The sequence below is a fragment of the Rhodomicrobium sp. R_RK_3 genome (genome assembly GCF_002198715.1).
Lineage (GTDB): Bacteria > Pseudomonadota > Alphaproteobacteria > Rhizobiales > Rhodomicrobiaceae > R-RK-3.
In genome coordinates, this window is the sequence record NZ_MWLK01000015.1 from 122,656 (window position 1) to 142,484 (window position 19,829).

Annotated in this window: 15 protein-coding genes; 8 read left to right on the forward strand and 7 right to left on the reverse strand. The window is 64.9% G+C overall.

Features of this window, described 5'->3' with window-relative positions; genetic code table 11:
* Window positions 1-1,337 precede the first annotated feature (1,337 nt).
* The 8 genes from BLEFHOIH_RS07390 to BLEFHOIH_RS07425 all read left to right on the forward strand — a co-directional run bounded on the left by BLEFHOIH_RS07390 (window position 1,338) and on the right by BLEFHOIH_RS07425 (window position 13,616).
* Window positions 1,338-1,721: a hypothetical protein gene (locus BLEFHOIH_RS07390; RefSeq protein WP_088343934.1), complete on the forward strand. Its 384-nt coding sequence runs from the start codon at window positions 1,338-1,340 to the stop codon at window positions 1,719-1,721.
* Between the two features lie 73 nt (window positions 1,722-1,794).
* On the forward strand, window positions 1,795-6,201 hold the full coding sequence (locus tag BLEFHOIH_RS07395) for a strawberry notch-like NTP hydrolase domain-containing protein (RefSeq protein ID WP_088343936.1): 4,407 nt from the start codon (window positions 1,795-1,797) through the stop codon (window positions 6,199-6,201).
* 27 nt (window positions 6,202-6,228) lie between these two features.
* Window positions 6,229-7,260, forward strand: a complete 1,032-nt coding sequence (locus BLEFHOIH_RS07400; protein ID WP_088343938.1) for a toprim domain-containing protein — start codon at window positions 6,229-6,231, stop codon at window positions 7,258-7,260.
* Window positions 7,261-7,552: 292 nt separating this feature from the next.
* The gene (locus BLEFHOIH_RS07405) at window positions 7,553-8,485 is read left to right on the forward strand and encodes a DUF2493 domain-containing protein (RefSeq protein WP_088343940.1); all 933 of its coding nucleotides are present in this window, start codon (window positions 7,553-7,555) and stop codon (window positions 8,483-8,485) included.
* Between the two features lie 342 nt (window positions 8,486-8,827).
* Window positions 8,828-9,175: a DUF2958 domain-containing protein gene (locus BLEFHOIH_RS07410; protein WP_088343941.1), complete on the forward strand. Its 348-nt coding sequence runs from the start codon at window positions 8,828-8,830 to the stop codon at window positions 9,173-9,175.
* A gap of 706 nt (window positions 9,176-9,881) precedes the next feature.
* On the forward strand, window positions 9,882-10,190 hold the full coding sequence (locus tag BLEFHOIH_RS07415) for a DUF736 domain-containing protein (RefSeq protein WP_088343942.1): 309 nt from the start codon (window positions 9,882-9,884) through the stop codon (window positions 10,188-10,190).
* A gap of 461 nt (window positions 10,191-10,651) precedes the next feature.
* Entirely contained in the window at window positions 10,652-11,707 is a 1,056-nt protein-coding gene (locus BLEFHOIH_RS07420; RefSeq protein WP_088343943.1) for a MoxR family ATPase, read from the forward strand.
* Between the two features lie 13 nt (window positions 11,708-11,720).
* On the forward strand, window positions 11,721-13,616 hold the full coding sequence (locus BLEFHOIH_RS07425; protein WP_088343944.1) for a VWA-like domain-containing protein: 1,896 nt from the start codon (window positions 11,721-11,723) through the stop codon (window positions 13,614-13,616).
* Window positions 13,617-13,807: 191 nt separating this feature from the next.
* Here the strand turns inward: BLEFHOIH_RS07425 and BLEFHOIH_RS07430 are convergent, their stop codons facing one another.
* Genes BLEFHOIH_RS07430 through BLEFHOIH_RS07460 form a run of 7 tightly spaced genes read right to left on the reverse strand, consistent with a single transcriptional unit; the run spans window position 13,808 to window position 19,714 of the window.
* On the reverse strand, window positions 13,808-14,329 hold the full coding sequence (locus tag BLEFHOIH_RS07430) for an SRPBCC family protein (RefSeq protein ID WP_088343946.1): 522 nt from the start codon (window positions 14,327-14,329) through the stop codon (window positions 13,808-13,810).
* Window positions 14,326-15,324, reverse strand: a complete 999-nt coding sequence (locus BLEFHOIH_RS07435; RefSeq protein WP_088343948.1) for a vWA domain-containing protein — start codon at window positions 15,322-15,324, stop codon at window positions 14,326-14,328. The genes BLEFHOIH_RS07430 and BLEFHOIH_RS07435 overlap by 4 nt, the downstream gene beginning before the upstream one ends.
* Window positions 15,321-15,908 carry a hypothetical protein gene (locus BLEFHOIH_RS07440; protein ID WP_088343950.1) on the reverse strand — a complete coding sequence of 196 codons (588 nt, stop codon included), beginning with the start codon at window positions 15,906-15,908 and terminating at the stop codon, window positions 15,321-15,323. Before BLEFHOIH_RS07440 ends, BLEFHOIH_RS07435 begins: the two co-directional genes overlap by 4 nt.
* Complete coding sequence (locus BLEFHOIH_RS07445) at window positions 15,905-16,900, reverse strand: vWA domain-containing protein (RefSeq protein WP_088343952.1); 996 nt, start codon at window positions 16,898-16,900, stop codon at window positions 15,905-15,907. The genes BLEFHOIH_RS07440 and BLEFHOIH_RS07445 overlap by 4 nt, the downstream gene beginning before the upstream one ends.
* Window positions 16,897-17,799: a hypothetical protein gene (locus BLEFHOIH_RS07450; protein ID WP_088343954.1), complete on the reverse strand. Its 903-nt coding sequence runs from the start codon at window positions 17,797-17,799 to the stop codon at window positions 16,897-16,899. The genes BLEFHOIH_RS07445 and BLEFHOIH_RS07450 overlap by 4 nt, the downstream gene beginning before the upstream one ends.
* A complete protein-coding gene (locus BLEFHOIH_RS07455) occupies window positions 17,796-18,677 on the reverse strand; it encodes a DUF58 domain-containing protein (RefSeq protein WP_088343956.1) in 882 nt (293 codons plus the stop codon). The genes BLEFHOIH_RS07450 and BLEFHOIH_RS07455 overlap by 4 nt, the downstream gene beginning before the upstream one ends.
* Entirely contained in the window at window positions 18,674-19,714 is a 1,041-nt protein-coding gene (locus BLEFHOIH_RS07460) for a MoxR family ATPase (RefSeq protein WP_088343958.1), read from the reverse strand. The genes BLEFHOIH_RS07455 and BLEFHOIH_RS07460 overlap by 4 nt, the downstream gene beginning before the upstream one ends.
* Window positions 19,715-19,829 lie beyond the last annotated feature (115 nt).

Here is a 19,829-nt window from a genome sequence, read left to right on the forward strand (position 1 = left end):
CATCAAATGCGAGGGCTGGAAATGGACGCAAGCCACGATCGATTTCCCCTATTCGGATCGCTATCGCTACCGGCAGATTCCGGGCGAGGAGCTGCCGCTCAGTGATGAGGACCAAAATCAGCATCAAGCTCTCCAAGCCGAATATGAGCAGATACAGGAAAGGCATGACGGTGCGGACGAACTTACAGCGAGCGAGGCCAAGCGGCTCGACGAGCTTGAAGCGGCCCTCGCCAGCTTCGAAGATCGTCCACTCGTCTACGAACCTGCCGACATGGCTTGTGCCGGCGTCATCGTCAGCCTATCCCACGATGGGCAGCTGCGAATCGAGAGGGGTTTCGTCAGGCAGGAAGATGACCCGCAACGCCGCGAACCTTCGAGCGCCGACCAGGCAACGCGCAACGATGACGGCGAAAGCGGCAACGCCCACGCGCCGGCCCTTCCGGCGAACGGCGGTGTTCAAACCGCTGTAACGGGCGAGGACGAGGTTGGCTCGGCCGCCCTGTCCGACCGCCTCATGGAAGAGCTCACCGCCTGCCGGACCCTCGCCTTGCGTGAAGCTTTGTCCGGCGATCCGGAGGTCGCCCTCCTGTCCGTCCTGCACACATTTTGCCTGAAGCTGTTTTATGTCCGCATCTACGCTGAAAGCTGTTTCGAAATCGACGTCAGGGAAGCTGGCCTCGAGCGCCATTCTGCCGCGATCACCCCCATGCCGGTACAAGAGCGCTTTGAGGGGCGCCGTCAGCATTGGCAAAGCAGACTTCCAGCCGATCCCGTCGAATTGTGGGACGCGCTCTTCGCGTTCGACGCATCTGAGCGATCGGAGCTGTTCGCCTTCTCAGCGGCGCTGACCGTCAATGCAGTTCACGATGTTCACGCAAGCCGCGGAAGTAGCGGGCGCCCAGCCGACCGGCTGGCCCGAGCGCTCAAACTCGACATGACAGACGCCGGCTGGCAGGCCACGGTGGAGAGCTATTTTGGCCGGGTGACCAAGGCGCAGATATTGGACTGCGTCCGCGATGCAAAGGGCCCAGCCGCCGCCGATCTGATCGCGCATCTGAAAAAATCCGACATGGCGCGCGAAGCGGAGCGGCTTTTGCAAGGGTCCGGATGGCTGCCGGAAACGCTTCGCACTTGGAGCACCGAGGAGGAGGCGCAACGACCCCTTACGCAAGCCGAAACGCCGGAGTTGCCCGCTTTTCTCGACCAAGACGCCTTCGGCGAGAGCGCAGCAGCCGAGCCTTACGCGGTCGCGGCGGAATAGGCGCGCCAGCAAGCCACCGCATTTTCCCAACCGGCCCGCCCTCGTGCGGGCCGTTTTCATTTTCAGGAGCCCATTCATGAATTGGTATCGGCCCTGCGCCTATGACGCCGAACAGAAGCACCGTTTTCATCGGGAGGCGCGCAAGCGTCTAAAGCATCTCGCCGCCGAACTCGGCTTTCCTCCCGGCAGCTACGATTTGCGGTCGAACCCCGGTGGCATCGCGGTGTCCGGCGAGATCACGCTGCATCATGAAGCCGTTTACATCCAGATCTGCCAACCCGCCACCGGCCATGACACCGGCATCATGATCCGGACCTGCCAAGGCCGCCTCGATTATGCAGGCGGCCGCAATCATTACGAGCCGCTGGAGCGGCTGGGCGACATTCCCGGCCTTGCGAGACGTGTGCGCGAGGTCTTATACGTTGCGGCCCCGCCCGGAGCGTGCCGCCGATCGTCCTGACTTGATCGTCTCACCTATGGGGCATGCGATCCCGTCGCCCCGAATTTCCCTAAAATCTCTGGAGCCACACATCATGACACTGCCCTTGACACCGGCAGCCCTTGCGGCTGCGCGCCTGCCTGAATTGCCAGGTGCCGATGGCACAACCGAACCCAGAGCACCGCTTCTGTTCGCGGCGGCGCAATCTCTGGAAACCCAGCTCAGCGCCGGCCGAGCCATCGACGCCAGGGCGCTTCGATCGGCGATGGAGGCCGCATTCGGCGCGAGCGACGCAAGCGGCACCTGGCTGTGGAAGGACGCTTACGAGGCGCAGGAAGCAGCTCAGCTTCTATTTCTGCGCCGTCACGGCCCTGCAATGCTGGCAAAGGCCGCCGGCTCGGCACAAACGATGCTCACCATGCTGGCCCGGCTGTCGCGCCTGCTTCCCACCCAGACGCGCCGGTCAGAGGAAAGCCAGACGCTGCAGCAATTCTCGACGCCGATCGAACTTGGGTTTATCGCCAGCGCCGCAGCGCGCCTGTCACCGTCCGATGTTGTGCTGGAGCCGTCAGCGGGCACCGGGCTGCTTGCCATCTTTGCCGAAATGGCTGGCGCGCATCTTCATCTGAACGAGCTCGCCGAGCTTCGGGCCGGGCTACTCGCCCAAGCCTTTCCGCATCTCAGCGTAACACGGCACAATGCCGAGCACATTCACGACTATATGGAGGCAGATATCCGGCCGAGCGTGGCGCTAATGAACCCGCCATTTTCAGTGTCGCCTGATGTAGATGCCCGGGTAACGGGCGCTGCTGCCAAGCACATCATCTCGGCCTTCGCCCGGATCGTGCCGGGTGGACGGCTGGTGGCAATTACGCCCGCGAGCCTTGATCTCAATACTCCGGCCTGGCGCAAGAAATTTGCGACCCTTGGGCCTTCGCAGGTGATTTTCAGCGCGATCATCTCCGGAACCGTCTATGCGCGACATGGCACCGCCGTCGAAACACGGCTGGCGGTCATCGACAAATCTCCAGCTGCCGATCCCGAACAGCCTCGCGGCAATCTTTTGATCGCACCAACGTCTGAGAAGCTGCTTGAATTTGTCGAGGCGCACGTTCCCACGCGAAAGTCATTGGACGTCACTCCCGCTCCCGTGAGATCGACCTCGGTTGCCGCGCAACCGTCGCTGGCCAAAGCGCCGCGGCCATCTTTATCCCAAAAAGCATCCGGTCTGGCGCCCGATCTCGAACCAGCGAATGCGATCGAGCTTGGCTATACAATCAGGCGCGAAGCGGACGCCGATCGATCGCCGGGCAGCGCCGCGCTCTATGAGCCTTACAGCCTGCTGCGCATCTCGATCCCCGGCGCCGCGCCGCATCCGACGCCGCTGGTGCAGTCCGGCGCGATGGCCTCCGTCATGCCACCCGCTCCGAGCTACCGGCCGCATGTGCCAGCGCGGGTCCTGAGCGCAGGCCTTCTCTCCGAGGCGCAGCTGGAAAGCGTGATCTATGCCGGCGAGGCGCATCAAGCCTTTCTTTCCGGCCGCTACACCGTCAATGAAAGCTTCGACCGTCTTACGCCCGCTGGGGAAGGCGATGAGGGCGCGTTGCGCTTCCGGCGCGGCTGGTTTCTCGGCGACGGAACCGGGGCGGGCAAAGGGCGTCAGGCGGCCGGCATCATTGCCGATAATTGGATCAGGGGCCGTCGCAAGGCCGTTTGGATTTCGAAATCCGACAAGCTGATCGAGGATGCCAAACGCGACTGGGCGGCAATCGGCGGCGAGCCGCTCCAGATCGTCCCGCTGGCGCGCTACCCGCAAGGAACGGACATCCGTCTCGACGACGGTATCCTTTTCACGACTTACGCCACCTTGCGCACCGGCGAGGCGCGCAACAAGCCCTCGAGGCTTGCCCAAATCCTCGCCTGGCTGGGCCGCGATTTCGACGGCGTGATTATTTTCGACGAAGCCCACGCCATGGCGAATGCGGCTGGAAGCGCCGGTGAGCGCGGCGACAAGGCCCCATCGCAGCAAGGCCTGGCGGGGCTCCGGCTGCAGAATGCCTGTGCTCAAGCGCGGATCGTCTATATCTCCGCGACGGGCGCGACCACGGTTGAAAACCTTGCCTACGCCGCCCGTCTCGGATTGTGGGGTGCTGGCGATATGCCCTTTGCCACACGAGGCGATTTCGTCGCGGCGCTGGAGGCCGGCGGCGTCGCGGCGCAGGAAGTTCTTGCCCGCGATCTGAAAGCGCTTGGCCTCTACGCGGCGCGCTCGCTGTCTTATCATGGCGTCGAAGTCCAGATGCTCGAGCACGCGCTGACAGCGGAGCAGATCCGCATTTACGATGCCTATGCGGAAGCCTTCCAGGTCATCCATTGCAATCTGGAGGCCGCTTTGCACGCCGCGAACATCACGGGTTCGTCGGGTAAGGCGCTGAATGCCCATGCCAAAGCGGTGGCGCGCTCGGCGTTCGAGTCCAACAAGCAGCGGTTTTTTAACCATCTGATCACGGCGATGAAGTGTCCGTCGCTGATCGCATCCGTTGAAAGGGATCTGGCTGAAGGCAACGCCGCGATCATCCAGATTGTCTCAACCAACGAGGCTCTTCTCGATCGGCGGCTGGCGCAGATTCCAGCCGCCGAATGGAGCGATCTGTCCATCGACATCACGCCCCGCGAATATGTGCTCGACTATCTGGCCAACGCCTTTCCTGTTCAGCTCTATGAGACCTACACGGACGACAACGGAAATCTGCTGTCGCGACCTGTCGTGAACGGTGACGGCCAGCCGGTTCAATGCCGCGCCGCTCTTTGCTTGAGGGATGCGATGATCGAAAGGCTGGCGAGCCTTCCTGCCCTGCCTGGCGCTCTCGACCAGATCATCCAGCATTTCGGCACGGCAAATGTCGCCGAGGTGACTGGCCGTTCAAGGCGGATCGTCAAGCATTGCGAAGCCGACTGCGAGCGCCTTGCCGTGGAAACGCGGCCCGCCTCCGCCAATCTTTCGGAAGCGCAAGGCTTCATGGATGATGAGAAACACGTGCTGGTGTTCTCCGACGCGGGCGGCACCGGGCGCAGCTACCACGCCGATCTGGGCGCAAAGAACCAGCGCCGCCGTATCCACTATCTGCTGGAGGCCGGCTGGCGCGCCGACACAGCGATCCAAGGGCTGGGGCGCTCCAACCGCACCAATCAGAAACAGCCGCCGGTGTTCCGGCCGGTGACAACAGATGTGAAGGCCGAAAAGCGCTTTCTCTCGACGATCGCCCGCCGGCTCGACACGCTCGGCGCCATCACCCGAGGCGCGCGAGCGACGGGCGGACAGGGCATGTTCCGGGCGGAGGACAATCTGGAAAGCGCCTATGCGCGCGCAGCGTTGCGGGATTTTTTCCAGCATCTCCATGCCGGCCAGATCGAGGCCTGTTCGGCCGCCGAGTTCGAAGCTGCAACGGGCTTGACGCTCACCCAGGAGGGTGGCGGGTTGAAGGAAGACTTGCCGCCGATTTCTCAATTCCTCAATCGGATGCTGGCCTTGAAGATCGATTTGCAAAATCGGCTGTTCGAGGCCTTCGAAGCGCTGCTTGAGGATCGCGTTGAGGCAGCAATCGCGGCGGGGATCTACGAGCAAGGCGTGGAGACGATTACGGCTGAGCGCATGACCGTCGCCGAACGCCGGACGCTGTACATGCACGAAGCCACGGGCGCGCAAACCAGTCTCGTGACGATCGAGCGGCGGCAAAAAGCTAAAATATTGCAGCTTGAGACGGCGCTAGAGCTGGCGGCGGGGATGAATGGAGCACTGCTGGTCAACGCGGTCTCGGGACGGGCGGCGGTCGCGACATCGGCACCGGGCCAGCTTGACTCCGACGGGGCCGTCATTGCCCGCCGGCGGCTGCATCGTCCCAAATCCCGCGAGACGATCCCGGCGAAAACTTTGGCGCAGTCCGAATGGCGGTCCGCCGACCCGTCCTCGTTTCGCCAAGCCTGGCAGATGGAATTGGACACGATCCCGCCCTTCACCGACGACACCATTCATCTCATCACCGGGCTCCTATTGCCGGTCTGGGATCGGCTCGGCCGCGGCAAGGACGCGCTGCGGGTCTACCGGCTCGAGACCGAAGAGGGCGAACGCCTGATCGGCCGCGTCATCGCGCCGGATGCCTTACCGCAGGTGCTGGATGCTTTCGGTGCTGGCCTGGGGGCACCGCGGTTGACCCCCGAGGCGACCTTTACGGCGATCCTGCGTCAGGGCCAAACTTTCAATCTCCAGGGCGATCTCGCCTTACGCCGGTCCCTCGTCATGGGCGCATACCGCATCGAATTGACGGGCTTTTCCGACACGGCGGTGCCGCAATTGAAAGCGCTTGGCCTGACCTCGGAGATCATTGCCTGGAAGCTCAGGCTGTTCGTGCCGGCCTCCGAGAGCAATGGACCGGCGATTCTGGGGCGGCTTTTCGAGCGCTGGCCGGTTCGCCACTCAACAGACCGATCGATTGCCGCTTGACTGGACCTTGATCAGCGAGGGTTCGTCATGCGGCCAACTGCCAGCGACACGGCGCGCGCCTTAGGGCGTAGCGCCGAAACTGTCTGCCGCCATTATCTCTCCCGTGGCCGCCGCATGGGCGGATACTGGATCGTCGGCGACATCCTCAATAACCCTGGCCGCAGCTTGTTCGTCCGGCTGCGTGGCCCGGAATACGGTCCGGGCGCCTGTGGTAAGTGGGCGGATGCGGCAACGGGCGAGCATGGCGATCTCCTCGATCTCATCCGCTTGGCGTGCGGTCTCACCTCATTGAAAGATGCCATCGAGGAAGCGCAGGAATTCCTCAGCTTGCCGCCACCGATCACGCGATCAATCCCGCGACCACGAAGACCCTCCTCGCCCTCGAACATGGGGGCGGCGCGCCGGCTCTATGCGGGCGCGCAGCCACTGAAGGGCACGCTCGGTGAAGCCTATCTGCGCGCCCGGGGCATCGACACCGATGTCCTCGCAACGCCGCTCCGCTTCCATCCGCGCCTCCTCTATCGAGAGGGCAAGACAGCCCAATCCTTTCCAGGTCTGGTCGCGGCTGTCACCGACGCGCTTGGCTGCGTCACCGGCGTGCAGCGCCTGTTTCTCGATCCCAATCATCCGCGCAAGGCTGATGTCGAAGATCCTCGCCGTTCGCTCGGACATCTGCTCGGGAATGGCGTTCGCTTTGGAGAGGTCAGCACCGCTCTGGCCGCTGGTGAGGGCATCGAAACCATGCTGTCTCTGGCGACCGTCATTCCGAACCTGCCCGTCGTTGCGGCCTCAAGTGCAGCGCATCTGGCCGCCATCAATCTGCCCGCCAATCTCACACGGCTCTACATTGCACGCGACAATGACGTGGCTGGGCGATGGGCGGCCGCTCGTCTCGAGGTCCGCGCTATCGAAATGGGCATCCCGTCGATCCTGCATCTCATTCCCGCCCTCAAGGATTTCAACGACGATTTGCGCGAACTTGGTGTCCGAGCGTTTGCCGAACGTCTCGCGCCACAGCTCGCCAGCGAAGAGCGGGCGCGATTGACCCTGACGGCTTGACCATCTCTGACCAGCTCTCAGTTCGCGCGACGAATCCATCACTCCCCCATCGACGCCCGGTCGCCGTAAGACAAGCGGCCGTGCGGGACGGCGGCTCTGCCCCCAAGTCGGGGACGGGAGCGTCCCCTAAAGCGCCGCCGCAACGGGCGTGTCGCCCGTTCTCCGCTTCGCTCCGACCAGGACATCACGCCATCCACCGCGGCATTAGGTGCGGCGTCGCTTTGCTTGGCGGCATCCGAGCGCCGTCACGGCCGCTGATCTTGCGGCTTCACAACGTCAGAAGGAGACCGCCATGAGGATTGATCTTCACGACAATACAGATGAGCCGGAACAGCTGTCGGCGACAGCGCGTATTCTCGATCACCTCGCCCTCCACGGTGGGCATCTTCCCGGTGATCCCGACCCGAGGGCATTGCCCGACGACGATAAGGCGCACGCCGGTCTCCGCGCCATGTTGAATGCGCTAGCGTCGATAATCGCCGGATCACGCCTCGAAGACGATACCGAATCGCTGCTTTGGACCGCCGTCAATATCTTCCACGCCGCTTCCCTGCGCCTTCAGCGCCGTCTCGACGACAATGAACGCGCCCAAAGGCAAAGCCAGATCGAGCAGGATGGCTCAGAAATCCGCTCCGTCGATCTTGAACGGCTGATTGCCGCGGGCGAGGATTTAACCGCACGGCATGAGACCTACCTCGCCCTTCGCGATTACGCCGCCACCTTGTTCGCCTCTCACACGGGATCGAGCTGGCGCCCGCGCACCGGGTCGATGACCCCACACAAAACCCTCACAGCCGCCATGATCGACAGTCGCGATTATCTCGCCGCCAAGCGCCGCAAGGAGATCGAACCGCTGCTGCCGACTGGCACGATGATTGCTGTCGCCGGCGGCGTCGACTTCAACGAACACCGCCTGATCTGGGAGACGCTCGACAAGGTTCGGGCCAAACATACCGGCATGGTTCTCTTGCATGGCGGTGCCTCGAAAGGCGCCGAATACATCGCCTCCCGATGGGCCGACAACAGGGAGATCCCGCAAATCGTCTTCAAGCCCGATTGGACCCGCTTTGGCAAAGCGGCACCCTTCAAGCGCAACGATCAACTCGTGGATGCCATGCCCGCCGGGCTAATCGTCTTTCCCGGTGGCGGAGTCGTGCAGAATCTTGCCGACAAGGCACGCGCGCACGGCATCTGCGTTTGGCTCATCGACGGTGGCGGCGCGTGAGCGCCGCATGACCTTCGTCAATCCTCACCAGCCCGAAGCAAAGTCTCCACGGCTTTTCGCGGGATTCCTCATCGCGCAACCGAGCACCCCCGGCGATCCTTTAAAGAGCGGGCGCGACGCGAGGCGAGAAAAACAATCCTCCGATATCCACCCCGTGCGCCGGGGCATGGCGGGTTTTGCCCCGGCGCGAGCCGCGATCAAGCCCCAGCCCGCCCCGACCGCAAGGCCAGCCAGGCGATCAGACCTCCGACCGTGTCGGGGCCTGATCGCGGCTCCAACGCGCCGGGCCGTGCCGCCTCCGCCCCCGGCTTCGCGGGGGTATCATTTGGAGGAAAGTTTTCCATGTCCCTCATCACCGCAAACCAGCGCCGGCTGCTTATCCTGAATGGCATCGCCGCTGAACGTGATCCCCAATTCGATCCGCTCCCCGTGGTCAAGCTCACGGCCTCCTGGAATGGCACGGTCTGGTTACTCACCGAAATGGCGCCTGATGATCCGGACAGGCTGTTCGGCCTTAAAACCATTCAAGTCGGCTCGCCGGAACTTGCCTATTTCCGCATCAGCAGCCTCGAAAGCCTCGCTGGGCCAGATGGCGAGCGCGTTATTTCCGATGAGGCCTTCTTCGCCGACAAGACCCTGTCCGCCTACATCGAAGAGGCCCTCTATCGAGATTATCCAACCAAGCCATAAGCGTGATTGGCCGCCGGGGAAACTCGGCGGCCTATTCATAGGTGATCGTTCGCACTTTCGTGAATTGCGTCAGGCATAGCAGCAATCAACCAGGGGATCTGATGGATGCTCGTAGATTTTTAAACGAGTGACGGATCAGAACCGCGCAAAAAACCTTCCGAAAGCGGCCGACCATCTCTCCTTTGGCCGTTACAGTCACGCGCTTTGCCGTTGCCTCGAAAGCTCATCCGGCTGGGAAGCTTGGGAGTGGCTTGACGCGCCGCCCGCCCCAATTGCGGTCCCGACCACAATCATCGGCTTGGGTGTGATGCGGATAGCGGTCCTTGCATTGTCGTTTCGCCGCGGCGGGATCTCCGTTGAGCGAGGCTCAGCATCGTGCCGCCGGTGTCGCCCCGTAGACGTCCGTGCCGAATGCCAAGCTATCCTCCTCGCAATCGGTGGCGCGTTCGGCCGATGCGGGCCGGGTGCGATGGGCAATGTGGAGCCAATATCGGCTGCGCCTCGATCGTCTTGCCGCAACGGCTGCCTCCGGCTTTCTTCCCCTGGCGCAAGAAGCGCCATTCCTCGCGGAGGCAAGAAAGCCATCGCCTGCCGTTCTCCGCTGCGCTTCGACCCGTTGGGTGCGGTCCGATCGTCTTGGCTCCCGAGACATGCCATCGCGGCCGCGATCGGCGCGGACGCGAAATCAACCGATAGGAGAACAACCATGGCAATCATCGGCAGCTTCACGAAGTCGGGCGAGGGCTTTACCGGCACGATCAAGACCTTGAGCCTCAAGGCCAAGGCCGAGATCAAGCCCGCCGAAAAACCGAGCGACAAGGCTCCGGCCTACCGCGTGTTTTCCAACCAAGCCGAGATCGGCGCGGTCTGGAAGAAGACCTCGAAAGAGGGCCGCAGCTATCTCTCGGTCAAGCTCGACGATCCAAGCTGGCCTCAGCCGGTTTACGCCTCGCTCATCGAGGCCGAAGACGGCAAGAGCCTCAACCTGCTCTGGTCCCGCCCCAACGGCGACTGATGGCCGGCGCCCCGTTCTTCGGAACGGGGCGTTTTTTTTGCGCGGCAAAAGAAGAAGAATAGGAAGAAATTGTCAGGGCGACTAAATTGTCCGCGGGGCCGTTGAGCGGCAGGAGACCTTGAAAAGCAGTCGCTAGGCTCATGCCTCGAACCGTAGCGACTGGGCCAATTTGAATGACGACGGGGGAGGCGCAGCGGACGTTAGATTTCCGCGCATTGAACTGTCCAGTTGCGCTCCTCGGAGGACACCCGAAAAGCAATCGCTGCTGGATTTCGGGCCTCCTTACGTCTGGAGCGAGGGGCATCCGAATGCTGTCGGCGAGTAAGTCGCTATCGCCATGCTGTGATTGGTGTCCATCTTGCCGACATGTGGGATAGTCATGCATAAACGACGGACTTGGAGCGAAACATATCACGGGTGCGCACGACCTGCCTGGCGCCGCGCCAAGGAAACCGACATCGATGCAAGCTGCTCAGCCCCTGACGCCTAAGACGCTGTTTCCCTTTCTTCTGAACGTAGCACCCGTGCTCCCAATATTCATCTGGGGGCCGCCAGGCATTGGGAAATCGGCGCTGGTGCGGGGCTTTGCGGAAGCGGTCGGGCTGCCTTGCGTATCGCTCCTTGGCTCGCAGCTCGCCCCTGAGGACATTATCGGCGTGCCGCAAGTGGTTGATGGCAGGTCGCGCTTTTGCCCGCCCACCATGATCGCCCGGGACGAGCCCTATTGTCTGTTTCTTGACGAGCTCAACGCGTGCTCGCACGAGGTCCAGAAGGCGTTCTACTCGCTGATCCTTGACCGGCGCATCGGTGAATTTCTGCTTCCGGCGGGCACCATCGTGATTGGTGCGGGCAATCGCACGGAGGACGCCGCCATTACCCGGCCGCTCTCCTCCGCGCTGGTGAACCGGCTCCTCCATGTGCAGCTGCGTGCATCAGCAAAGGACTGGCTGGAATGGGCGGGCGGTGCCGGTGTCAACGAAGTGGTCGTCTCCTACATCATGAATCGGAGCGATCATCTCTGGTCCAAGCCGCCCAAGCACGAGGAGCCGTTCTCCACGCCCCGCTCCTGGGACATGCTGGCCCGCGCCCTGGACGCCTACGGTGCCTCGATCACGCTCGACGACATCAAGACATTGGCGTCCGGGCTGGTCACGCCCGCCCACGCGCAGCAATTCGTTGCGTTCGTGAAGCTGCGCGAGCGGGCGCACGATCTGGCCGCCATTCTCAAGGGCGATCGTGGCTGGCCGGACAAGCCGGAGGAGCGCGATATCCTTTATTTCCTTGTTCAGCAGCTGCGCGACCGGCTGATCAAGGAGCTCCCGGAGGACGAAACCAAGGCCGGGCGTGAAGCCCGTGAGTTGGCCAATCGGGCCAAGCAGATGATCATCTCCCTGGCGCGCATCTCGACGGAGTTGGCTCAGCTCGTGGTGTCCGAAACGGAAAGCGGAGCAGCACTACCGGGCTGGTATACGGTGGAGCTGGCGCGCGCATTGCCACGGCTAGTCGCAAAGGCCTGAAGCGCGGCGACCGATGGCCAAGAAGAAAACATCGCCGCCCAAGGAAAACCTCAAGGCCATCGAAGGAGCCTGGGCCCTCCTGCAGGCGCACCCGCTCTTCGGCGGCCTGACCGGGCTCGTATCGCGGCGGCAAACGCCGGAACAGCCCGGTCCAAAGGACGCCTACGCGCGGATCTGCGTCGTGCCGAGCCGCTCCTACCGGATGGTTCAAGGCCGCCGGGTTATGGACCCCGAGCAAGGCTATGTGATCCAGCACAATGCCTGGCGGCGCATCCCCTCCCCCGAATGGGCGAATGTCTATGCGCAGTTGCTGCTGCACATCGCGATGAACCATACCGACGCCGGGCGCACCGACCTGCCATGGCGGATCGCCTGCGAGCTGATCGCGACGGATCTGCTTCGCTCGCTGAGCGTCGGCGTGCGGCCGGCCGAGCTCTCTTACTGCACCTTGCCGTTGCCGGGACGTCATCCGGCCGAGATTGCCGAGTCTATCCTGCACGGCGGCCCCGACGCCGTCGCAAGCTATTCGGGCCACGGCGTCGCCGGGACTGGCCAGCCGAGCTGGCTGTTCATCGACAATGCGCCGCCGCTGTCACCGGGACTGGCGAAACGCAATACCGACGCCCTTTCGGCAGGCATCCGGCGCAACATTATGGATGCGGTTGAAAAGGCGGGTGCCGCGGCGCGGGAACCGGTACGCGGCGGACGCAACCCCAATTCGCTCGCCGAGCGCGCCCGCTCCTGGTTCATCGCCAACTATCCGCTGCTCGCCGCGCTTGCCGCTGCCTTCGATATCGTTGAGGACGAGGTCATCTGTGCCCGGCTCGATATCGCGGTCGCCGCCGTCTGTTCCGAGGAGCGGCAAGTCTACATCAATCCCAAATTCCCCTGGACCTACGAGGGCATGCAATTCGTCATGGCGCATGAATTGCTGCATGTCGGCCTGCGCCATGAACAGCGCCGCCAGGGACGCGATCCCTTCTTGTGGAATGTCGCCTGCGATTATGTGATCAATGGCTGGCTGGTCGAGATGGGTGTCGGCGCCATTCCGACTGACGATCTGCTGCTCGATCCCGAGCTCGGCTTCGAGCGCGAGTCGGCCGAGGCGATCTATGATCGGATTGTCAAGGATTTGCGGTTGATGCGGCGTCTGGCGAAGGCCCGCACCATGCGCGGCATCGGCAAGACGGACATGCTGGGCGAGCGCCCGCCGGGGTGGTGGCTTGGGCCGGGCTGCGATCTCGACAGTTTCTATCGTCGCGCGCTGAACGAAGGGCTCGACCTGCATCTGCGATCCGGAGGCCGAGGGCTGATGCCCGCCGATTTTGTCGACGAAGTCCGCGCGCTTCAGCATCCGCCGATCCCGTGGGATGTGCGGCTCGGGCAATGGCTCGACGCCTTCTTCCCGCCTTTCGAGCGCCGCCGCTCCTTCGCCCGCCTCAGCCGGCGGCAGGCCGTCACGCCCGATATTCCCCGTCCGATCTGGATGCGCCCTCCTGAATTGATCGCATCGCGCACGTTCGGCGTGGTGCTCGACACCTCCGGCTCAATGTCGCCGCGCCTGCTCGCCTATGCGCTCGGGGCGATCGCCAGCTACGCCATCAGCCGCGACGTCGCCCAGGTGCGCGTGATCCAATGCGACGCCTCGCCCCACGATATCGGCTATGTCGAACCCGAAACGCTGATGGGGCGTGTGGAGGTGCGAGGACGCGGCGGAACGGTATTGCAGCCGGGCATCGACAAGCTGCGCGACGCCGACGACTTTCCCAAGGATGCGCCCATTCTCGTCATCACCGATGGCGCCTGCGATATGCTGACGATCCGGCGCGAGCACGCCTTTTTGATGCCGCAGGGCGCCCGCCTGCCGTTCCGGACCTCCGCGCCGCACTTCCACTTCGAGAGCGGCTGAGAAAATCAACAGTAGCAAAGAGTTAGACGACACGCCGCAGCGCGGGCATTATTGCGCTGCAATCGTTTCGCTGTGAGCTGATATCCTAGAAGCTATTTTTTGCCGCATGATCCAGCAAGCTACGAACGATCGAGGCGTGGCACACCGGCGATCAGCGGCGCCGATATCGCATCAGCTGAGGTGATCCTCGCTCAGTGCCGCCCTTCGACCTTTTGCTTCAGACCGCCAAGCCCCGTCTTGAAAAACGCCGTCATGGCCGCCATCGCGGCCTCGTCGTTCAGCGTATCGGGCGGGTAGTTGCCGGTGTCGGCGCGGTAGAAGCGGCCGAGCCATTCCACGCTGGCGCCGCCGGCGGACGGTTTCACACTGAGCGTGGCGGAATAAAAGCTGACCGGGAAGGCGGCGGGGTTTTCCTTCGCGAGGCGATAGCTATAGGTCATGGCCGCCGGAACGTATTCGTCCAGGCTGTCGGTGATGGTGCCGGTTTTCAGCGTGATTTCGCGCTCGGCGCCGACCGCATTGCCGCCGCCGCGGCACGCCTCTACCTCCGGATGCCATTTCGCGAGCGCGTCGAAATCCTTGACCACGGCCCAGACCTGCGCCGGCGTTGCTGCGATCTCGACTGTTTCCGTCACAGTCTGCGGCGTAGGACCATGGGCGAGGGCGGCACCGCTCCAGAGGAACGCGGCGATGAGTGCGAGCAGGCTTTTCATGTCTTGATGCCTTTTCTTGAGGTCAGCGAGGCGAGGCTTCGGAGCCGGGCGGCAAGGGCCGGCGGGCCAGGAAGATAGGCGGCGATCAGCAATGCGAGCGCGAGCGCCGCGGGGAGTGCACTGATGTCGCGCAGAACCCGCACGGGACGGGGGACGGCTGCGGTCATCAGTGCTTCGGCCAACCCTTCGGCACTTTCGAGATGGGCATAGGCAAGGCCGGTCTTGCTCCCCAGGACCTTCAGATGATCCTCGCGGACGGAGGACAGGTGTTCGTTGCCTTGGCGCGCGGCCGCGCCGTAGGGCGCATTGCGCGGGTGCCAGCCTTCGCGGCTTTCGGCGTCCTTGGGTGGTCCTCCGACGCGCGTTTCATGCGGCACATCGTCGACATTGTAGAAGCCGACTTCGCGGCCGGTGGGGTCGAATTTGGGAATGGGCGAAGGCACATAGCCGCCGACGCCAGCGATCAAACCCTTGCTGCGGCCGCTGCCCGGCTCGAAACGCTCCTCCCAGTTTTCGGGCGGAGGCGGCGCTTCCTGGCCGTCGGTGAGGAAGAGCAGATCGGCATCGAGGCTGTCGGCCAGCGTCAAAGCGTGGCTGAGGCCGCTGGCGATGTAGCTGTCGCCTTCCCAGGCCATGCGCCAGTCGAGGCGGGCGAGCGTGCCGTCGATGGCGGCGAAATTCTCGCAGATCTCGACCGGCTCGCTCAGCAGGAAGCTGCGCCGCTCGGTGAACAGCGCCACTGCCACATGCGACTGGCAGGGCAGCATGGCGAGCGCCTGCCGGAGCGTCTGCTTGACAAAGTCCAGCCGACTGGCGGGCTTGCCGCCGATCGCCTGATCGCGCGTGTTCATGCTGCCGGTGATGTCGATCACGGCGATGATATTGAAGCTCGGGCGCCGCAGGCCGATCGTGGGGACGAGCAGCGCGACGGCGAGGCATAGGCCCGAGGCGAGCAGCAGCCAGAAGCGCGCGTCGTGAAGGGCGGGCGGCGTCATGGCAGGCCCTTGGGCAGCGAGGGCAGATCGGTCCAGTTCTGCTTGCGCGAGGGCTGGCGCTCGAGCTCGCCTTCCTGCTCCAGTTGCAGGCGCGGGGTGTCGCGCACCAGGCGCATGGCATAGTCGAGATTGTAGCGGATGTTCCAGTCGCCGGGGGCGAGGCGCAGGGCCTGCCGGTACTCTTCATTGGCGAGGCCGATCAGCGACAGGGCGCGATCAGTCTGCTGGCGCGAAAGCATGGGCAGCGCTTCGCGCAGCCGGGCATTGGCGATGTTGTAGTAGATCGCGGCGCGGATGGCGGGCGCGGCGCGCAGGGCCGGATCATCGCCGAGAAGCTGGGCGTCCTCCATGCGGCCGTGGGCGAGCAGGTAATTGGTGCGCGCCAGCAGCGTTTCGGGCGACGCGGCGCCGTCCCGGTCGATGCCGGCGGCGAGATCGGCGATCAGGCGATTGTCGCGGGCGGTCCGCCAGAGCAGGACACCCTGCCAGACGAGCGCGGCGAGGCACAAGGCGAGGCCGGCCCAGAACAGCGTCGCCCGGCTGCGGAGTGCGGCTTGCCTCAGCCTGTCGCGCAGATCCGTCATGGCCGCCGCCCGGCGAGCCGGGTCTCGCTCAGCTTGGCGAGCAGGAGCAGCAGCACCGCGCCCGCCGCCGCGCCGAAGGCTGCCGGCCGGAAATCGCGGCGCGGCACGCGTTCCTCATAGCGGATCGGGCTCGCCTCCAGCCGCCCGATCTCGGCGATGGCCTCCTCGACCGCATCCGCATTTTCCGCCTCGAAGACGCGGTAGGGGATGCCCAGCTCGCTGAAGAATTTGTGCAGATGCCGTTCGGGCATGGCCTGCGGGGAGTTTTCGCCCGCCTCGCCGGGGCGGGGAAAGATGCCGGGGCTGCCGGTCGTGCGCAGGAACAGCCAGTAGAGGTGCAGGCGGTACTGGCGGAAGCTGGTGCGCAGGGATTGCTGCACGCGCCGGTCGATCAGGGCCGCGCCGTCGGAGACGACGAGCACGGTGCGCGGCGCATCGTCGTCGCGGTCCTCGAACAGCGACAGCGCCATGGCGAGGCCGAGGCCGATATTGGTGTAGGCAAGGCCCGGGCGGCCGATGGCGTTGACGGCGGCTTCGATGGCGTCGCGCTGGAGCGTCAGCGGCAAAGCCAGGATCGGCGAGGTGGAGAACAGGGCGACGCCGATCTCGTCATGCGGGCGCTTCTTGACGAAGCTGGCCAGGATGCGGCGGGCGGCGGAGGCTTTGGACTCGTCCGCTCCGGAGGGCTGCTTGCCGGCAAAAGTGTTGTCCATGCTGCTGGAGCGGTCGATCAGCAGCGCGATATGGGCGCCGCGTCCGGTGCGCAGGACGCTCTGCTCGCGGCTGTGCGGACCTGCGAGGCCGACGATCAGTGCGGCGATGGCGAGGATGCCGGCAAGGCGCAGGGTCCAGCCCGTGACGGTTGAGAACGCGTCGTCCGGCGTGGCGGCGAGGGAGGGATAGGCGCTCGTCGCCAGCAGGGAGGCGAGGATCGGCAGCGCGGCGAGCGGCAGCAGCCAGAGCAGAGCGGGCGTGTCGAAAGCGAGGGTCATGACGCCGCGCGCTCCAACTGGCTGAGGCGGTGGCTGAGCGCGGAGACGGCCTCGATGGGATGCTCGCCGCTGGCGCCGGAGATGTCCTCCGCGAAGAAGGCGCGGCGGGAGGCGGCGAAGAAGCGGGCGATATCGTCGCGCGCGGCGTCGAAGTGCGGATGCGAGGTGACAAAGCCGTCCAGATCCGTAGCGAAGACGCGCTTGCCGTGTGCCGCGTCGAAGGCGCGATGCAGGGCGAGCAGGCTGGCGCGATAGGCAGCGTCGGGGGGCGTGGCTGCGAGGCGGTGGATTTGCCGCTCGGCGATCGTGAAGGGTCGGGCGGCGCGCCGCCGGAAGGGCCACCAAGCGTGATGACGCGCCAGGAGGCCCAGGCAGAGCAGTGAGCCGAGCGCGGTGGCTGCCATGGGCAATCGGAAGCGGTCCGTATCGGAGAGGCGCGGGGCGATGTCGGGCATGAGGACCGCCTGCTGCGCCTCGCCGATGGGCGCCAGACCGCGCAAGGGCGACATGACGAACGCCCAGGCCGGGATGACGGCGCTCGCTGTGCCGCCGGGGGTTTCGAAGGTGAGCGTCACCGATGGGATGCTTCGCTGGACGGCTTCGAGCGGGGCGTCGAGGGTCTGGTAGTCAAAGCGCGCGCGATAGCGGCCCGGCCCGGCCGCCTCGACCAATACGGCGCGCAGGTCGAGCCAGGGGCGCAGCGTGCGCGGCCGCGGCAGGGAGGCGGCTTGCGGGCGGGTGCCGGGATCGGTGGCGATGATGGCTTCGAGACGGATGATGTTGCCGGCGAAATATCCGAAGGCGCGCGGGGGTTGAAGCTCGACGGACTGCACCTGCGCCAGCGCGCTTGCCGAGGCGGCGAGCCATGCCAACGCTGCGAGCACCACGCGCCGTTTCATCCCGCCGCTAATGCCTCCAGCAGGGGCTGCGGGTCGATGCGGTCCGACAGCCGGACGAGCGGGCGGGCATAGCGGGCGCAGAGACGGTCGAGTGCGGCGTCGCGTTCGCGCGCCTCGTTCCGCCAGCGCGCGTGCAGCGAAGGCCGCATCACGGCGAGCCGCTTTCGCCCCGTCTCCAGGTCGATGAGTTCGGCGAGGCCCCAGCGCGGCAGATCGACTTCTTCCGCGCCGTCGCGCAGCAGCACCGGCAGCACGTCATGGCGGGCGAGCGCTTCGAGAATGGCCTCGACATCGCGCAGCGGCATGTGAAAATCGGAGAGCAGGAACACAAGCTTGCGTCGTCCGCCGAGCTGCCTTGCGGCATCGATCAGCCCCATGGCGCTGCGGCCTCGCGGCTCGAACGCCAGCAGCCGCCGCACCACCTCGACCTCGATGCCGCGCTTCGTGCTCGCAGGCAGGAACAGTTCTTCGCGCACCGTCTCGTCGCAGCCGAAGAAGCCGAAGCGGTCGCCATATTGCCGCGCGGACATGGCGAGCGCGGCGCTCAGCACCGCCAACAGCCGCATCTTTCGCGCATGTCCTTCAAACGCCATCGACGCGGACACATCCGCCAGCACCATCACCGTCACCGCCGTCCGCTGCTCGAAGCGGCGGACATGCAGCGCGCCGAGCGGGTCGCGCAGAGAGGCGCGCATGTCGATCCGGCGCGGATCGGGATATTGCATCAACGGCGCGAAGTCGCGGAAGGCGCCGCCCGCACCCGGCTGCCGGCCGCCATGCGCTCCGGGCCGCGCGGCCGACGTCTTCCAGCGCAGCCGGTAGGGGATCGCCGCGCGCGTCGCCTCCTCGATCAGCGCGGCTGCATCGGCGGAGATCATGGCGCGGCCACGCTGGCGAGAACGGCGGGCACCAGCGCGCCGATGATCGCGTCGCGGCGCAATTCGTAGATCGGATCGAGGAAAATCCGGTGTGCGATGACTTCGAAGAACACCGCCTGGATGTCCTCCGGCACGATCATCGCGCGCCCCTCAAGCCACGCCTGTACGCGCGCCGCCTGCACCAGATAGGCCATGCCGCGCGGACTTGCCCCGCCCAGGATCAGCCTGTTCATGTCCACCCCATCGAGCGCGATGCCGACCTCCTGCGGCCGGGCCAGCCCTTGCCACAGGCTCAGCGTATAGCTCTCGATGGCGGCGCTCGAGCGGACCGCAAGCTGGATGGCGCGGGCTATGGCGGGCAAGGCGCGGTAGTCGATCAGGCCGTTCGGCAGCGTGCCGACCAGCGCGTCGGTGTCGTGGAAGACGGTGTCGAAGATCAGCCGCCGCCGCAGCTCCGGATCGGCCGGCGCGCTGATGCCGACCTCCATGAAGAAGCGGTCGCGGGCGGCGGCGGGCAGCTCGAAGGTCTCCTCGCGCTCGATGCGGTTGCGGTCGGCGAAGACCTGCAGGAAGGGGAAGGCGAATTCGGTGTTAAAGGCGCTGGTGCTGCGCTCCGTCATGATGCGCAAGAGCAGCGAGTGCACCTGCGGGCGGGCGCGGTTGATCTCGTTGAAGAAGAAAATTGCAAGGTCGCCGCCATGGCGGATGGCGGGGCCGTATTCGACGCGCGGCTTGCCGTCCGTGTCGATGAAGGCGTGGTAGAGCAAATCGCCCGGCATCAGGTCGACGCTGCCCTCGACGCGCTCGAAAGCGCCGCCGATGAGCCGCGCCGCCGCCCGCAGAAGCGTCGTCTTGCCGACGCCGACATCGCCTTCGAGCAGCACATGGCCGCGCGCGAAAACCGCGATTATGAGCAGCCGGATGGCGCGCGGCTGACCGATGATCACCCGCTCCAGCATTTGCTCGAAGGCGAGCGCGCTTTCGCGGGCCTCCTCAAGCGACATCGCGGCGCCGTGAGGCGCATTCTCAAGCTGCATGAAGACCGGCTGCCACAGTTCAAAGTTCGGAGCTGGTGGGGAAGGGCGCTTTAATGAAACGCCCTTCCCCGTGCCGCGTCATCCGCCCCCAGCTGTCAACGAGGAAGGGGACCGG

Coding starts and splice junctions, on each gene's coding strand:
- BLEFHOIH_RS07450 (WP_088343954.1), bottom strand. CDS start 17,799: ATGAAACGGCGCGTGGTGCTCGCAGCGTTGGCATGGCTCGCCGCCTCG.
- BLEFHOIH_RS07425 (WP_088343944.1), top strand. CDS start 11,721: ATGGCCAAGAAGAAAACATCGCCGCCCAAGGAAAACCTCAAGGCCATC.
- BLEFHOIH_RS07455 (WP_088343956.1), bottom strand. CDS start 18,677: ATGATCTCCGCCGATGCAGCCGCGCTGATCGAGGAGGCGACGCGCGCG.
- BLEFHOIH_RS07410 (WP_088343941.1), top strand. CDS start 8,828: ATGTCCCTCATCACCGCAAACCAGCGCCGGCTGCTTATCCTGAATGGC.
- BLEFHOIH_RS07430 (WP_088343946.1), bottom strand. CDS start 14,329: ATGAAAAGCCTGCTCGCACTCATCGCCGCGTTCCTCTGGAGCGGTGCC.
- BLEFHOIH_RS07440 (WP_088343950.1), bottom strand. CDS start 15,908: ATGACGGATCTGCGCGACAGGCTGAGGCAAGCCGCACTCCGCAGCCGG.
- BLEFHOIH_RS07400 (WP_088343938.1), top strand. CDS start 6,229: ATGCGGCCAACTGCCAGCGACACGGCGCGCGCCTTAGGGCGTAGCGCC.
- BLEFHOIH_RS07445 (WP_088343952.1), bottom strand. CDS start 16,900: ATGACCCTCGCTTTCGACACGCCCGCTCTGCTCTGGCTGCTGCCGCTC.
- BLEFHOIH_RS07420 (WP_088343943.1), top strand. CDS start 10,652: ATGCAAGCTGCTCAGCCCCTGACGCCTAAGACGCTGTTTCCCTTTCTT.
- BLEFHOIH_RS07415 (WP_088343942.1), top strand. CDS start 9,882: ATGGCAATCATCGGCAGCTTCACGAAGTCGGGCGAGGGCTTTACCGGC.
- BLEFHOIH_RS07390 (WP_088343934.1), top strand. CDS start 1,338: ATGAATTGGTATCGGCCCTGCGCCTATGACGCCGAACAGAAGCACCGT.
- BLEFHOIH_RS07460 (WP_088343958.1), bottom strand. CDS start 19,714: ATGCAGCTTGAGAATGCGCCTCACGGCGCCGCGATGTCGCTTGAGGAG.
- BLEFHOIH_RS07405 (WP_088343940.1), top strand. CDS start 7,553: ATGAGGATTGATCTTCACGACAATACAGATGAGCCGGAACAGCTGTCG.
- BLEFHOIH_RS07435 (WP_088343948.1), bottom strand. CDS start 15,324: ATGACGCCGCCCGCCCTTCACGACGCGCGCTTCTGGCTGCTGCTCGCC.
- BLEFHOIH_RS07395 (WP_088343936.1), top strand. CDS start 1,795: ATGACACTGCCCTTGACACCGGCAGCCCTTGCGGCTGCGCGCCTGCCT.